The sequence below is a fragment of the Bradyrhizobium sp. P3_C3 genome, from assembly GCF_056402655.1.
In genome coordinates, this window is record NZ_JBFUGY010000003.1 from 275,918 (window position 1) to 290,030 (window position 14,113).

The window sequence follows — 14,113 nt, forward strand, 5'->3', positions numbered from 1 at the left end:
TCATTCGAGTCCCTGAACGGGCGGGGTCGAAGTCTCCGCCGGCGGAGCCGGGGCAGCTTGAACTGGCTGCACCGGGGGCGTGGCTTGAGCCGGCGGATTGCTGGCAGCTCTGATCTGGCCGTTAGCATTCATCGCCTCACGCGCGCGCGGCGGAGCGCCGGTCGCGGCTGCGCGGTACGCCTCGCGGCGTGGCGGCTGCTGGTGTCTTGCCGACCGCGAACCTCTCACGCCCCATGACCTCGCGATTGAAGGACCGGCGGTATAGCCAATCACTGCACCCGCGACCGCACCGACCGGACCGAGCACGACGGCCCCGGACACGGCGCCTATCGCCGCAGCACCAGCGCGCTCCTGCGCAACGGCGCTCGCAGGCACGCCAGCCAGCAGCACGACCGCAGTGATCAAAACTTTCTTCATCGGAGCGCCTCCCTCTCGGGAGATCACTCTTACTCAAATATGGCCGCACGAGGTTTGTTCGTTGCCCAACACGGGGCAATGGCCGATGGAACTCCGGCAATTCAAAGACCCCCGCCGCCAGTCGCGGTTCCAGCGGACGCAGTTCGGCGCAACTACGGCGCGATCTTGTCGCTGGTAAATCCGTTACCATCGAGCGCACGACGCACGGTGCCGTCTACCTTGGCTTCATCCAGGAAGCGCGCCGCCCAGGTCTTCGCCACGGCCTTGCCCTTGGGAACGACCACGACCACGCCGGTCGACTGGATCACTTCGTCCAGCACCTTGGTTCCGGGCAGCTTTCTCGAAAGGTCTTCCAAGGCTCCCATTCCCATGGCGAGAGCATCGAGCTGCCCCTTGCCGATCAATTCGGCCGCCTCTTCCGGCTTCACGAACTTTGTCAGCTTCGCCTGCTTCAAGGATTTCTCGACCGTGCGTGACGTCGATGTCCCTTCGATACAGCCGACCCGCATGCCGGCGCGATCGACATCCGCAACGATCCGGATGTCCGATCCGGCGCGGATGAGATAGCCGCTCATATAGGCGACGTAAGCGGGGCCCTGGTCCACAAACTGTTCGCGCTTGACGTCCGCCGGCATGAAGGAGAGATCCCAGACGTCCTTGCTGCTGGCTGCGGCGATCTCGTCGGAGCTCTGATATTCGAGGAGCTGGAGCGGAACGTGCAGCTTGTCGGCGGCGGCCTTGGCGAGCTCGACGGTGACGCCACGCGGTTTTCCGGTCGATGGATCGCGCGTCGTCCAGAAGGCCGACGCGGCCGGGCCGACGGCCACAGCCACGCGGAGCGCTCCCGTCGGCGCGATGTCGACGGGACCTTCGGCCTTTGCAACGGTGATCGCAAAGGCCAGACTCAACGTGGCGATCACAGCATGCCGCAACATGAGCACCTCCCGACGCGATACTTGGCTGCAGGGATTAAACGATCTTGATCGACATATCCGGCAAGCCCTCGAGCTTGCACAGCAGCACGTCGCCCTTCACCACCGGGCCGACATTCTCCGGCGTGCCGGAATAGATGATGTCGCCGGCCTTCAGCTCGAACGCGTCCGACAGCTTTGCGATCTGCTCGGCCACGCTCCAGATCATCTTGCTGAGATCCGAGCTCTGCTTCACCGTCCCGTTGATCGCGAGCGAGATGGCGCCCTTCTCGAAATGGCCGGTTTTGCTCGCGGGGTGGATGGGTCCGATCACCGCGGCGTGGTCAAAACTCTTGCCGATCTCCCAGGGCTTCTTCTCCGCGGCCATGCCGTTCTGGAGATCGCGCCGGGTCATGTCGAGGCCGAGCGCGTAACCATAGACATGGTCGAGCGCCTTCTCGACCGGGATGTTGGTGCCACCGGACTTCAGCGCGGCAACCAGCTCGACCTCGTGGTGATAGTTCTTGGTCAGCGACGGATAGGGATGGTCGGCGACCTCGCCGACCGCGACGTTCTGGATCGCATCCGTCGGCTTCTGGAAGAAGAACGGCGGCTCGCGGTTCGGATCCGAGCCGCGCTCGATGGCGTGCGCGGCATAATTGCGTCCGATGCAGTAGATGCGGCGAACCTGGAACACACTCGCTTCGCCGACGATCGGGATCGAAACCATCGGCACCGGGAAGATCGGCTTGGGTGCGGCCTGCGCCGCAGCCGACGTCACCTCAGTGAGGCCCGCCGCCGTCATCGCGGCTGCGGCCGTGAGCACGCTGCGTCGCGTGGTTTTTGTCATGGCTTCACTCCCTGATATTTGCCGTTTCTTGTCGAACGGTAGTCTTAGAGCCAAATGCAGGGCGGGCCAATGGCCCGCCCTGTACGTCTTAAGTCGCGACGCGATCGAAGAACGCGCGAACTTTTTGCGCGCATGCGTCCGGGTCAGTCGCGGCGACGTGATAGGAATCGCCCGGCAGCACTTCCAGCTTCGAGCCCGGAATCGTTTCCTGCCATGCCTTCACGGAGGCGACGTCGCCGAGACCCGAACCGGTTGTGGTGATGACCAGCGCCGGGCGCTTGATGGACGGAAGCTCGCTGGTGACATCGACCGTCGGCACCATCTGGAGGAACGCTTCCAACGTCGAGGCCTTGGTCTTCGACATCAGCTTGATCCACCAGTCGAGCGCCGCCGGCGGCAGCGAGGAGCCGAGGCGGCCGGCCGTGGTCTCGCGCACCCAGGGCTCGACGCCCTGCTCGCGGATCTGCTTGCGCCAGGTCGGCGCCCGCTCGTTGAACGAGGTCAGCGAGGCCGGCGCACCGACCGCGGCGACTGCGATCACGCGATCCGGGTGTTTTGCGGCCAGGTGCATCGCCAGGGTGCCACCGATCTTGCCGCCAACCAGGAAAACGCGATCGAGCTTCAGCACGTCCAGCATCCGGATGATGTCGTCGCCAAGGCCTGCGAAGCGGTAGACATAGTCGCCCTGCATCGGCGTCGAATCGCCATAGCCGCGCAGGTCAGGGCGCACCACGAGGTGATGCGTGGCGAAATAGGGCACCCAGCGCCGAAACGCCTCGCCGCTTTCGGCGAGCCCGTGCAGCATCACGACCGGCGGCTTGGTGTCCCACGGCAGCAGATAATCGTCGATGCGAACCGCAAGCTCGCAATCCTCGCTGACACCGATCTTCCGCAGTTCGCTACCCATCAGATACACCTCGTTCCGCCGCCATCAACATTGATGCAGGTACCAGTAATGAAGGACGCGCGGTCTGAACAGAGGAACGCGACGAGGCCGGACACTTCATGCGGCTGCCCGACGCGGCCGAGCGGAACCGAGGCGATCGCCGCAGCATTGGTCGCGCCCTGATCCTGGCCCGAGATCGCCGCACCTTGAGAGATGAGGCTGTCCCAACGATCGGTCTGCACCGGTCCGGGATTGACGCCGGTCACCAGCACATTGTCCGGCGCGCATTCCTCGGCGAGCGCCAGCGTGAAGTTCAGCAGCGCGGCATTGACCGCGCCGCCCGCCATATAGGCCGCGCGCGGCTGATGCCCGCTGCGGCCGATGATGTTGATGACGCGGCCCCAGCGGCGGTCGCGCATTTCAGGCAGGACATTGCGCGCACAGCGCATGTAGCCGAGCAGCTTCAGCTCGATCGATTTGGCCCAGGTCGCATCCGGCGTCTCCGCGATCCGGCCCATCGGAGAGGCGCCGGCGTTGTTGACGAGGATATCGATGCGGCCGAAGGCCTCGCGCGCGGTGGCCATCGCTCGGGCGATGTCGTCGGGCTTGGTCATGTCGCCGGCACAGGCGATCACGCGCCGGCCCGTATCCCGCGACATCTCCTGCGCGGACGCGGCAAGGCGCTCCGCGTCGCGCGCGACGATGACGACATGCGCCTGCTCGCGCGCCAGTTCGGCGGCAATGGCACGGCCGATGCCGATGCTGCCGCCGGTCACGACGGCAACCTTGCCGCCCAGGTTCAGATCCATGACGCTACCCCAACTCGCTAATCAACCGTGGCGCCGGAGGCCTTGACGAGCTTGCCCCATTTTGCGGTTTCGTCCGTCATGAATTGACCGAATGCGTCGCCGAAAACGGCGCCGGGCTCGGCCCCGAGTTCAGCGAGCCGCTTCTTGACATCCGGCATCTTCAGAATGGTCTCGAGCTCGCCGCTCAGCTTGGCGAGCGCGGGCGCTGGCGTCTTGGCCGGCGCCACCAGTCCGAACCAGGACGAAGCCTCGAAGCCGGGAATGGTGTCAGCCACCGTCGGCACGTCGGGCAGTGCTTCCGCACGCTTGGCGCCTGCGACCGCGATCGCATTGATGGCCTTGCCTTGCACCTGCGGCAACACCGCGGGCATGTTGTCGAACATGAACGGGATCTGCCCTGCGAGCAGATCGTTCATCGCCGGCGCAGCACCGCGATAGGGCACGTGGACGATGTCCACGCCGGCCATGCTCTTGAGCAATTCGCCCGCCAGATGATTCGTCGAGCCGATGCCGGACGAGCCGAAATTGAGCGAGCCGGGCTTGGCCTTGGCCAGCGCGATCAGCTCACCCACGTTCTTCGCCTGCACCGACGGATTGACGACCAGCACAATCGGCACCGAGGCGATCAGCGCCACCGGCGCAAAGGCCTTCGCAGGATCGAACGGCAGCTTCTTGTAGAGGGAGCCGTTGATCGTCAGCGGAGGCGGCGCGGTCAGCAGCAGGGTGTAGCCGTCGGGCTCTGCGCTCGCGACCGTCTCGGCGCCGATATTGCCGCCGGCGCCGCCCCGGTTCTCAACGAGGAAGGTCTGGCCGTTCCGTTCAGTCAGCTTCTGCGCGACGATGCGGGCGATGATGTCGTTGGACCCGCCGGCCGGGAACGGCACGATGATCTTGACGGGTCGGGAGGGATAATCCTGCGCTACCGCGAAGCCGGAGAACAGAACGGCCGCACAGGCGGTCAGAAAGGTGCGTCGCATAACCCCGCGCATGGGCACTTCCTTGATGTTTGTCTTGTTGTTGATTGATTCATCACGCCGTCAGCAATGGCCTCAACTTGCCGACGTCGTCAAGCCGTTCGAGATTGCCGATCTGGTCGATCAGCCTCTCGGCCCTGTCACTGCCCAATACCGGTGCAATCAAATCCCGCGTCTTGGCCGCCACTGCTTCCGTGCTCAGCGGATTCTCCTTGGTGCCCGGCGGATACTTCGTGAAGTGCTCGACCTTCTTGCCATCGGTCAATGTCACTTCGACGACAGCGCCGCGCGGCGCTGCCGGGTCCATCAGTGCCTTGTCGCCGGCCAGCGTCACCTTGGCGCGCTGCTCCAGGATTTTCGGATCGTGCATCAGCGCGACGTCATGACTGTCGTTGAACGACACGGCGCCCTTGACCAGCGCGACAGCGACGAGATGCTGGCAGTTGACGTCTGGCATCGCGCTCTCGCCCACAATTCCCATCGCATCGGTCGGCAGCCTGACCAGGATGCTACGCACATTATCTGGCGTGAGGCTGTGCTGCTTGCGCAGCGTCAGCATCGCATCCAGCGGCGACTGGATGGGATAGCCGACCGAGAAGGTCTTGATTGCGGTCTCCGTGACGTAGAAGCGACTGCCAAGCTCTTTCACCATCTCTTCCGGCTTCGGATCGCTCGACAGTGCAATGAAGAGATTATGCGTGCCGTCGAGCACGTCGTCGACGCCTGTCAAGCCATTCTTCACCATGTCGACGGCCATCACGCCGTTGCGTGCGCCCATGCCGGCGAAGTCGAAGGCCTTCTCCAGCTCCAGAGGCCGGACACCTGCTGCGACGAATAGGAGATCGCGTAGCGCGTCCCCTTCTCGTCGAGCTGAGCCAGCGATGCGGCGGCGCCGAGCGCGCCAAATGTCGACGACGTTCCCTCCGCGCTCCGATGCGAGCCGCGCACGAGATCCGGGCCCAGCGCCATCAGCAGCCGGCAGGTCAGGTCGTAGCCGAGCGTAACGGCGCGAATGAAATCCTGTCCGCTGCGATGCTCGCGCTCGCCAATAGCAAGTGCGGCCGGCACCACTGAGCAGCCCGGGTGCGCCTTGGTGACGGGCTCGAAATCGTCGGTCTCGTCGGCATGCGCACACATCGCGTTCGCCAACGCCGCGTTAACAGCCGTGGTCCGGAAATCGGAGCCGACGACGGACGCCTGGGCATCGCCGCCGAGGGTGCGCACATATTTCAGCGCCATTTCGCCCGGCTTCATTCGCGAGCCCGACACCATCGCGCCGAGCGTATCGAGAATGCGGTGCTTGCATTCACGCAGCACCTGCTCCGGCAGCTCCTGGTCGCGCGCGGCGACCATGTAGCGGGCGAGACGCTCGGTGACACCTGGGCTCGCCGCGAGAGCCGCACGGCCGCCGGTCGCGGCCAGGGCGGCAACCGAACCGGCGGATTGCAGGAAACGGCGGCGTGACGGCATGCTGTTCTCCTCCGCGGTCAGGTTGCAACCGACATCATTGCGATCTCCGCCGCGTTCGGCAGGTTCTCAACATTCCAGCAGGCGTCCATCACGCGCCGGATCGTCGCAGCAGGGATGATACCCTCTGCAAGGTCCGAGAATTTGGTTTCGAGCTGCTTGTCCGTCATCGGCACCTCGACGCTGCCGATCGCATGCTCGATGTAGCGGTTGAGCTTGCGGCCGTCCTTGAGCACGATGGTGAGATCGACCTGCTCCGGCTTGATGMCTGATGTTATGACCGGGTTCACCTTGCCGCGCAGCGCGACGACGGTCGGATCGGTCACGGCCCGGTCACTGAACTGCTTCTCACCGCCGGCGCCCTCGACGATGGCGACCGCGACCGCGTGATAGATGCTGAACTTGCCTTCGAGGCCCGCCTTCGGCGTCTTCTTGCCGGTGAGTTCCAGCACCAGCGGATGGACCTTGAGGTCGACGCGCTCGATCTGGTCCGCAGTCACCTTGCTCTCGTTGCGGAGCTGGATCGCGGCGTCGATCGCCGGATGCATGACGATGCCGCAGGCGAATGGCTTGTAGGTATTGAGCGCGGCCTCATAGCGTTTGCCGAGGTCGCCCAGAATCTCGTTGTAGTCCTGCTTGGTGCTGATCGTGTTGGCCCAGCCGCGCTTGGCCTCGATCATGGCGTCGGACGAGGTGAAATTCTTCGAGGCCAGGATCGCCGCGAAAATGCCGCTTGATGCGGCACGGCCTGGATTGAAGCTCTTGTTCATCGAGCCGAAGGATTCGCGCAGGCCCACCGGCTGCGAGGCGGCAAGGCCGAGCGCCCATGTCATCTGCTGCTCGTTCAGATTCAACAGCTTGCCGACGGCCGCGGCCGAGCCGAACACACCGGCGGTGCCGGTGATGTGCCAGCCGACATCGTAATGGTTCGGATAGACCGAGTTGCCGATCCGGCACTCGGTCTCGACGCCGAGCACCAGCGCGTTCAGGAATTCCTTGCCCGATACCGGCTGCATTTCCGACAGCGCGAGAATGGCCGAGGCCACGGGACCGGCAGGATGGATGATCGTCTTCAGGTGGGTGTCGTCATAGTCGAAGATATGGCTCGACACACCGTTGATGAAGGCCGCGTTCATGATGTCGAACCGCTCGCGCCGCCCGAACAGCGAGGCCTGCTGCGGCCCGGAGAACGGACCGAGCGCGGAGACCGCGATATCGACCGTCTCGTGATGCGAGCCGCCGATGGCAACGCCGACCCAGTTCAGCAGCGTGCGCACGCCTTCCTTGCGCACATTGGCCGGCAGGTCGTCATAACTCGCGGTCACGAGATAATGCGCCAGCGCACGCGTCACCTCCTTGGGTGGCGCCGCTGCGGGAGCTGCGGTGGGTGCCTGCGCGAATGCCGAGTTGGCGCCGACAGTGGCAAGCGGCAGTGCGGCCGCCGCCTGAAGCAGAGTCCTGCGATCAGTGTACATAGGCAGCCTCCTTGGCCTTGATCGATACCAGTTGTGCCGCGAGCCGCACCGCGCTTTCGAGCGCGCCGGTCTTGGCGACGCCCGTGCCGACGATATCGAACGCCGTGCCGTGCGACGGCGTAGTGAAGACGGTCTCGAGGCCCGCGGTGACGGTGACACCGCGGTTGAAGCCGCGCAGCTTGGTCGCGATCTGGCCCTGGTCGTGATACATCGCGACCACGCTGTCGAATTCGCCGGCGAAGGCGCGGATATAGACGGTGTCGGCGGGATAAGGCCCGGTGCAGGCGATGCCGGTCTTCGCGGCGGCCTCGACCGTCGGGCGGATCATCTCGATCTCGTCGCGGCCGAACAGGCCGTTCTCGCCGGCATGCGGATTGAGCGCGGCGACCGCGATGCGCGGCCTGGCGACGCCAGCCCTCCGCATCATGCGGTCGACCAGCTCGATCGAGTCGGTGATGCTTACCGGATTGATGCCGTCGAGCGCCTCACGCAACGACTGATGCCCGGTGACGCGCGACATCCATTGCCCATCGAGCACGTTCATCTCGGAGAAGTAGGTCTTGTGCCCGAGCAGGCTCGCGAACATCTTGTGCTCGTCGGGGAACTTCCAGCCGCCGTCGAACATCGCGCGCTTGTTCAGCGGCGCAAACGTGATCGCATCGACCTCGCCCGCCTTGGCGAAATCGATCGCACGCGACAGCGTCTCGCCGGTCAGCCGGCCCGATTCCGCGCTGGCCTTGCCTATCGGGAATTGGGCGGGATCGGTGTTGCCGAGGTCGACGAGCTGCACAGCGCCACGGCCCCAATTGGCAGCCCTGGGCGAGGCAATCCGCTCGACCTTCAGCTTCACGCCGGCATGCGCCATGCCCATCTCGAGCACGCGGGCATCGCCGACGACGACGAGACGGGCCGCATCCGCGAGCCGGTCATCGGACAGAATGCGCGCGACCTGTTCGGGGCCGATGCCAGTGCAATCGCCGGGGGTGAGCGCGATGACGGGCAGTTCTTTGGTGCTGGTAGCCATGATAGAAACCTGAGTCCTTACTTCACTGCTTGGATTTGAGCGGCGGACTGAGCCCAGTCCTCGCGGTTGAATTCCCCATCCCATTTCGCGACCACGACGGCGGCGACGGCATTGCCGATGGTGTTGGTGATGGCGCGCGCCAGCGACATGAAGCGGTCGATGCCGAGCAGCAGCGCCAGTCCCTCCGCCGGCAACCCCGCGGCGATCACCGTCGCGGCGAGCGCGGCGAAAGCGCCGCCGGTGACGCCCGCGGCGCCCTTGCTAGTGAACAGCATCACCACGAACAGGCTCAATTGCTGGCCGGCCGACAATTCGATGCCGTAGACCTGAGCGACGAACATCGTGGAGAGCGGCAGCGTCAGCGCGACACCATCGAGATTGAAGGAATAGCCGGAGGGAATGACGAGGCCAGCTACTGCCCGCCCCACACCCGCCTTCGGCAGCTTCTCCATCATGCCGGGGATGGCAGTTTCCGACGAGGAGGTGCCGAGCACGACCAGCAGTTCGTTCCGCAGCAGTCGCAACAGGTCCATCAGGCGGATGCCTGCGAGACGGCAGATCACGTTGAGAATGACGAAGATGAAGAACGCCATCATCGCCCAGGCGGTGCCGACCAGCAGCGCCAGCGCATAGAGCGTGGCGGCGCCGAACTTCGCCACCGTGAAGGCCATGGCGCCGAACGCTCCGATCGGCGCCAGCGCCACCACGACGTGGACGACGCTGAACACGAGTTCGGTGATCCGCTCAAGGCCCGTCCGCAGCGGCGCTGCCTTTTCGCCGAGCAGCAGCAAGCCGATACCGCACAGAAGCGCGAGCACGAGAACCTGGAGCACGTCGCCGGCCGCGAACGCGCCGACAAAACTCTCCGGGATCATGTGCTGGATGTAGGCTGACAGCGACCCGACATGGGCCTGCGAATAGCGCGCGACGGTCTCCGCCTGCTGCGCCGTGGCATGCGCCACGCCCGCGCCGGGCTGCATCCAGCGCACCACCACAAAACTGATCAACAGACAGACGGTCGTCACCGCCTCGAAATAGGCGAAGGCCTTGAGCCCGATGCGGCCGACCGCCTTCATGTCGCCGACCTGCGCGATGCCGGTGACCACCACCAGGAAGATTAGCGGCGCGATCGTCATCTTGATCAGCGAGATGAAGGCATCGCCGAGCGGCTTGAAGTCGACGGCGACGGTCGGAAGCAGGAAGCCGAACAGTGCGCCGAGCGCGGCGCCGGCGACGACCAGGACATATTGCTCGCGCCAGAGCGGCTTGCGGCGGCGTTCGGAAACCGAGCGCGACATCGGCTCAGTCGATATGGGCTCAGACAGCGGCGTTGCGGCGATCTGCAATTTGCTTCCTCCAACGGCATCGTCGCGCCATGCGAAGGTGGCGCTTTGTTCTTGTCTTGCGATGCCGTTTACATTGGACCAGCGGCGTGTCAGGCGCTAATGCCGTATCGGTATGATTTGAGGACAAAACCGCATCATGGACCTGGTCTGGCTGGAGGATTTCCTTGCCATCGCCGAGGAAGGCGGGTTCTCGCGCGCCGCCCAGCGACGACATGTGACCCAGCCGGCGCTGAGCCGCCGCATCAGGTCGCTCGAGGAGTGGCTGGGCACGCCGCTGTTCGAACGCTCGACCCATACGATCACGCTGACGCCGGCCGGCGAGAGTTTCCGCCCCGTCGCGGAGGACGTGCTGCGCAGGGTCCTGGTCGGGCGCGAGGAAGCGCTCGAAATGGCGCGGCTGAAGGCCGAGACCATCACCTTTGCCGCCACGCATTCACTGTCGCAGACCTTCTTTCCGGAATGGATCCGCAATTCGGACAGCGCGCGGGCCGACTCGGCCGTTCAGCTCGTCGCTTCGAATTTCGCCGGCTGCGAGAAGCTACTTCTGGACGCGCAAGCGCATTTCATGCTGGCGCATTACCATCCGACGCTGGTGAGCCGGCTTGACATGGACCGCTTCCAGCGCGTCGATCTCGCGACCGACGTGCTGATCCCGATCAGCGCGCCGGCCGCAAAACCGGGCCGCGGTGGACGCAGCAGCAAAAAGGCACAGCCTCGTTACGCCCTGCCCGGCGCATCGGGCGCGCCGCTGCCCTATCTCGCCTATCACCCCGGCTCGGGCGTGGGGCGGCTCGTCACCTCGTTCCTGGCCGCGAAGGATTCGACGGCGTGGCTAGCGCCCGGCTTCGCCGCGCCGGTCATGCTGCTGGTCGACATGGCGCGCGAAGGGCGCGGCGTGACGTGGGCTCCGATGAGCCTCGTCCGCGCCGATCTCGACAGCGGCCGCCTGTTGCGCGCCGGCGGCGCGGATTGGGACATTCCGATCAGCGTCTCGCTGTTCCGCACGCGGGCCCGCATGACCCGGGCGGCCGAGAATTTCTGGAATTCGGTGCGCAAGGGCCGGCCGGGAGGGAAATCCATCGCCGCTGCGCCGCGGACCAGATGACCGTGTCGCGGATCAAGTCGGCCTTCGGGCTGCTTCGGCCGCAGATGCTGCTGATGAGCCTGCTCGCTGCCACAACGTTAGACGCGGCGCGCGCCGGCGGCGTCTCCATCGCACCCGCCGAGCTGAAAGCGATCGGCACGATCGATGCGCGCTTTCAATCCTACAATATCGAGATGGTGGAGGTGACCGGCGGCCGGTTCTGGAAGCCCTATCCGCGAACGATGCGCGCGCTCGATGAGCGGGATCGTTACGACGAGAGGCCGCCGATCGATCTTGCCAATGCGCGGCTGCGCAAGCTCGCCGCCGCTTTGGCGCCGGCCTATCTGCGCGTGAGCGGCACCTGGGCCAATGCGACGTTCTTTGCCGACACGAACCATGCGCCGGCCAAGCCCCCGCCGGGATTCAATGACGTGCTCAGCCGCAACCGATGGCGCGACGTCATCGACTTTGCTCGCGCAGTCGACGCGGAGATCGTCACGTCCTTCGCGATCAGTCCGGGCAGCCGCGATGCGGATGGCGCGTGGAAGACCGATCAGGCGCAGCGCCTGATCGACAGGACGCGTTCGCTGGGTGGCCACATCGCGGCGGTGGAATTCATGAACGAGCCGACACTTGCGGCGACGAACGGCGCGCCGCCGGGATATGATGCGGCCGCTTATGGCCGGGACTTCAGGATCTTTCGCGAATGGATGCAACGCGCGGCGCCCGAGACGCTGATCGTCGGTCCGGGTTCAACCGGCGACGCGCCGTCGCCATCCGGGTCGGGCATCACCACGCGCGATCTGCTCGCCGCATCCGCCCCCGGCATCGATCGCTTCTCCTATCATCACTACAACACGCTCTCGCCGCGCTGCGGCGGCCGCGACGATCCAGCGCAGGCGCTCTCCTCGGACTGGCTGGCACGCACCGACGCGACGTTCGCGACCTACCGCGCCCTGCGCGACGCATTCGAGCCTCGCAAGCCGATCTGGCTGACGGAGACGGCGAACGCCGCCTGCGGCGGCAATCCATCGGACTCGACCTTTCTCGACACCTTTCGCTATCTCGACCAGCACGGACGCCTCGCAAGGGCCGGCGTCCAGGTGGTGATGCACAACACGCTGGCCGCCAGCGACTACGGCCTGCTCGACGAGGGAACGTTTCGTCCGCGGCCGAACTACTGGGCTGCGCTGCTCTGGCATCGGCTGATGGGAACGATCGTGCTCGACGCGAACCCGGTCGCCGCTCCAGATCTCCATCTCTACGCACATTGCCATCCGGGCATGCGGGGCGCCGTGTCCGTGCTCGCAATCAACGCATCGCGGCACGCATCATCGACCCTGACGCTGTCACACCCCGCCGAGCGTTACACGATCCATGCGACGCGGCTGCAAGACGCGACAGTTCAGCTGAACGGCAAGACGCTCGCGCTGAGCGCCGACGACGAGCTGCCCCGGCTTGAGCCGCGCGCAACACCTGCGGGAGCGATCCGGCTGGTGCCGGCGACCGTCACCTTCCTGGCGTTTCCGGACGCAGCAAACCCCGCCTGCCGGTGACCGCGCTTACGACTTCAGCGCGTCGCGCGCCGTCTCCGGCGCCATCAGCGTCGCGATGATCGTGATGATCGAGAGCGCAATGATGTAGACCGACACCGGCCAGTAGGCGCCGGCCCATGCGAGCAGCGCCGTTGCGATCAGCGGCGAGAAGCCGCCGCTGAGCGCGGCCGCGACGTTGGCGCCAAGCGATGCGCCGCTGTAGCGCACCTGGGTGCGGAACAGCTCCGGCATGAAGGCCGCCTTCGGCCCGAACAGCAGCGCGTGCGTCAGCGTCATCGTGACGACGAGCGCGAACGTGATCAGCGCAGGCTCCCTGGTGTCGAGGAACCAGAACAGCGGAAACGCCAGCGCCACCGAGAACACCCCGCCGGCGAGATACAGCGCCCTGCGGCCGAAGATATCGGAGAGCCAGCCGGCGAGCGGCAGCGTCGCGAACTCGACGAGCGCGGCATAGACCACCGCGTTCAGGATCACCTGGCGAGGCAGGCCGAGTTTCGTCGTCGCATAGACCACGGTGAAGACGGTGAGGAGATAGGCGAGCCCGACCTCCGACACCGTGATGCCGATCGCGAGCAGAAAACTGCGCCAGTCGCGGCGCAGCACCTCCAGCACCGGCTGCGCCAGCACTTCCTTGCGCTCGACGACTTCCTTGAAATGCGGTGTTTCCGCGAGCTTGAGCCGCACGATGAAGCCGACGCCGACGAGCAGGACGCTGATCAGGAACGGCACGCGCCAGCCCCAACTCAAAAAGTCCGCCTCGGGCAGTTGCGTCATCAGGCCGAAGATACCGGTCGAAGCGGCGACGCCGACCGGAAAGCCGATCTGCACCAGACTGCCGTAGAAGCCGCGCCGATCACCGGCGTGCTCGATCACCATCACGACCGCGCCGCTCCATTCGCCCCCGAGCCCGATGCCCTGGACGAAGCGCAGGATGATGAGCAGGATCGGCGCCCAGACGCCGATCTGGCTGTAAGTCGGCAGGCAGCCGATCAGGAAGGTGCCGAGCCCCATCGCGATCATGGTCGCGACCAGCATGGTCTTGCGCCCGAGCCGGTCGCCGTAATGCCCGATGATGGCGCCGCCGATCGGGCGCGCCACGAAGCCGACCGCATAGGTCGAGAACGCCACCAGCGTTCCGACGAAGGGATCGAAGCTCGGAAAGAACAGCTTGTTGAAGACCAGCGCAGCCGCCGTGCCGTAGATCAGGAAATCGTACCACTCGATCGCGGTGCCGAGCGCGCTTGCCCACACCACATGCGCCGTCGTCGATCTCTCCGCGGCCGCGGAGACCCCCGTTGCTGCCGTCATGCCATG

12 protein-coding genes and 1 pseudogene are annotated in these 14,113 nt (G+C 65.5%); 2 read left to right on the top strand and 11 right to left on the bottom strand.

Translation table 11 applies throughout. The features are described 5' to 3' along the window. The 10 genes and pseudogenes from AC1DW2_RS05940 to AC1DW2_RS05985 all read right to left on the bottom strand — a co-directional run bounded on the left by AC1DW2_RS05940 (position 1) and on the right by AC1DW2_RS05985 (position 10,159). On the bottom strand, positions 1–417 hold the full coding sequence (locus AC1DW2_RS05940) for a hypothetical protein (protein ID WP_084794986.1): 417 nt from the start codon (positions 415–417) through the stop codon (positions 1–3). Positions 418–569: 152 nt separating this feature from the next. Beyond that, positions 570–1,352, bottom strand: coding sequence for a transporter substrate-binding domain-containing protein (locus AC1DW2_RS05945; protein ID WP_477005423.1), 783 nt, complete (start codon positions 1,350–1,352; stop codon positions 570–572). 34 nt (positions 1,353–1,386) lie between these two features. After that, entirely contained in the window at positions 1,387–2,178 is a 792-nt protein-coding gene (locus AC1DW2_RS05950) for a fumarylacetoacetate hydrolase family protein (protein ID WP_477005424.1), read from the bottom strand. Between the two features lie 88 nt (positions 2,179–2,266). Then, entirely contained in the window at positions 2,267–3,085 is an 819-nt protein-coding gene (locus AC1DW2_RS05955) for an alpha/beta fold hydrolase (protein ID WP_477005425.1), read from the bottom strand. Further along, entirely contained in the window at positions 3,085–3,873 is a 789-nt protein-coding gene (locus AC1DW2_RS05960) for an SDR family NAD(P)-dependent oxidoreductase (RefSeq protein WP_354176311.1), read from the bottom strand. Before AC1DW2_RS05960 ends, AC1DW2_RS05955 begins: the two co-directional genes overlap by 1 nt. A 17-nt stretch (positions 3,874–3,890) precedes the next feature. Continuing rightward, positions 3,891–4,862, bottom strand: a complete 972-nt coding sequence (locus tag AC1DW2_RS05965; RefSeq protein WP_477005426.1) for a Bug family tripartite tricarboxylate transporter substrate binding protein — start codon at positions 4,860–4,862, stop codon at positions 3,891–3,893. Between the two features lie 40 nt (positions 4,863–4,902). Continuing rightward, positions 4,903–6,317 (bottom strand): annotated as a pseudogene (locus AC1DW2_RS05970) (MmgE/PrpD family protein). Positions 6,318–6,334: 17 nt separating this feature from the next. Next, positions 6,335–7,789 (bottom strand): MmgE/PrpD family protein, encoded by a 1,455-nt coding sequence (locus tag AC1DW2_RS05975; RefSeq protein WP_477005427.1) that lies wholly within the window; start codon positions 7,787–7,789, stop codon positions 6,335–6,337. Next, entirely contained in the window at positions 7,779–8,813 is a 1,035-nt protein-coding gene (locus AC1DW2_RS05980) for a PdxA family dehydrogenase (protein ID WP_477005428.1), read from the bottom strand. The genes AC1DW2_RS05975 and AC1DW2_RS05980 overlap by 11 nt, the downstream gene beginning before the upstream one ends. 17 nt (positions 8,814–8,830) lie before the next feature. Further along, complete coding sequence (locus AC1DW2_RS05985; RefSeq protein ID WP_477005429.1) at positions 8,831–10,159, bottom strand: cation:dicarboxylate symporter family transporter; 1,329 nt, start codon at positions 10,157–10,159, stop codon at positions 8,831–8,833. A 136-nt stretch (positions 10,160–10,295) separates the two neighbouring features. Here AC1DW2_RS05985 and AC1DW2_RS05990 point away from each other — a divergent pair, with 136 nt between their 5' ends. Beyond that, positions 10,296–11,264, top strand: a complete 969-nt coding sequence (locus tag AC1DW2_RS05990; RefSeq protein WP_166102573.1) for a LysR family transcriptional regulator — start codon at positions 10,296–10,298, stop codon at positions 11,262–11,264. Next, complete coding sequence (locus AC1DW2_RS05995) at positions 11,261–12,799, top strand: glycosyl hydrolase family 79 N-terminal domain-containing protein (protein WP_477005430.1); 1,539 nt, start codon at positions 11,261–11,263, stop codon at positions 12,797–12,799. Before AC1DW2_RS05990 ends, AC1DW2_RS05995 begins: the two co-directional genes overlap by 4 nt. Positions 12,800–12,805: 6 nt before the next feature. On the opposite strand, the gene AC1DW2_RS06000 is transcribed toward AC1DW2_RS05995, so the two are convergent. Beyond that, positions 12,806–14,107: an MFS transporter gene (locus tag AC1DW2_RS06000; protein WP_477005431.1), complete on the bottom strand. Its 1,302-nt coding sequence runs from the start codon at positions 14,105–14,107 to the stop codon at positions 12,806–12,808. Positions 14,108–14,113 lie beyond the last annotated feature (6 nt).

Bases quoted from the DNA above. Each gene is read 5' to 3' on its own strand.
- AC1DW2_RS05940 (WP_084794986.1), bottom strand. From the start codon at position 417: ATGAAGAAAGTTTTGATCACTGCGGTCGTGCTGCTGGCTGGCGTGCCT.
- AC1DW2_RS05945 (WP_477005423.1), bottom strand. From the start codon at position 1,352: ATGTTGCGGCATGCTGTGATCGCCACGTTGAGTCTGGCCTTTGCGATC.
- AC1DW2_RS05950 (WP_477005424.1), bottom strand. From the start codon at position 2,178: ATGACAAAAACCACGCGACGCAGCGTGCTCACGGCCGCAGCCGCGATG.
- AC1DW2_RS05955 (WP_477005425.1), bottom strand. From the start codon at position 3,085: ATGGGTAGCGAACTGCGGAAGATCGGTGTCAGCGAGGATTGCGAGCTT.
- AC1DW2_RS05960 (WP_354176311.1), bottom strand. From the start codon at position 3,873: ATGGATCTGAACCTGGGCGGCAAGGTTGCCGTCGTGACCGGCGGCAGC.
- AC1DW2_RS05965 (WP_477005426.1), bottom strand. From the start codon at position 4,862: ATGCGCGGGGTTATGCGACGCACCTTTCTGACCGCCTGTGCGGCCGTT.
- AC1DW2_RS05980 (WP_477005428.1), bottom strand. From the start codon at position 8,813: ATGGCTACCAGCACCAAAGAACTGCCCGTCATCGCGCTCACCCCCGGC.
- AC1DW2_RS05990 (WP_166102573.1), top strand. From the start codon at position 10,296: ATGGACCTGGTCTGGCTGGAGGATTTCCTTGCCATCGCCGAGGAAGGC.
- AC1DW2_RS05995 (WP_477005430.1), top strand. From the start codon at position 11,261: ATGACCGTGTCGCGGATCAAGTCGGCCTTCGGGCTGCTTCGGCCGCAG.
- AC1DW2_RS06000 (WP_477005431.1), bottom strand. From the start codon at position 14,107: ATGACGGCAGCAACGGGGGTCTCCGCGGCCGCGGAGAGATCGACGACG.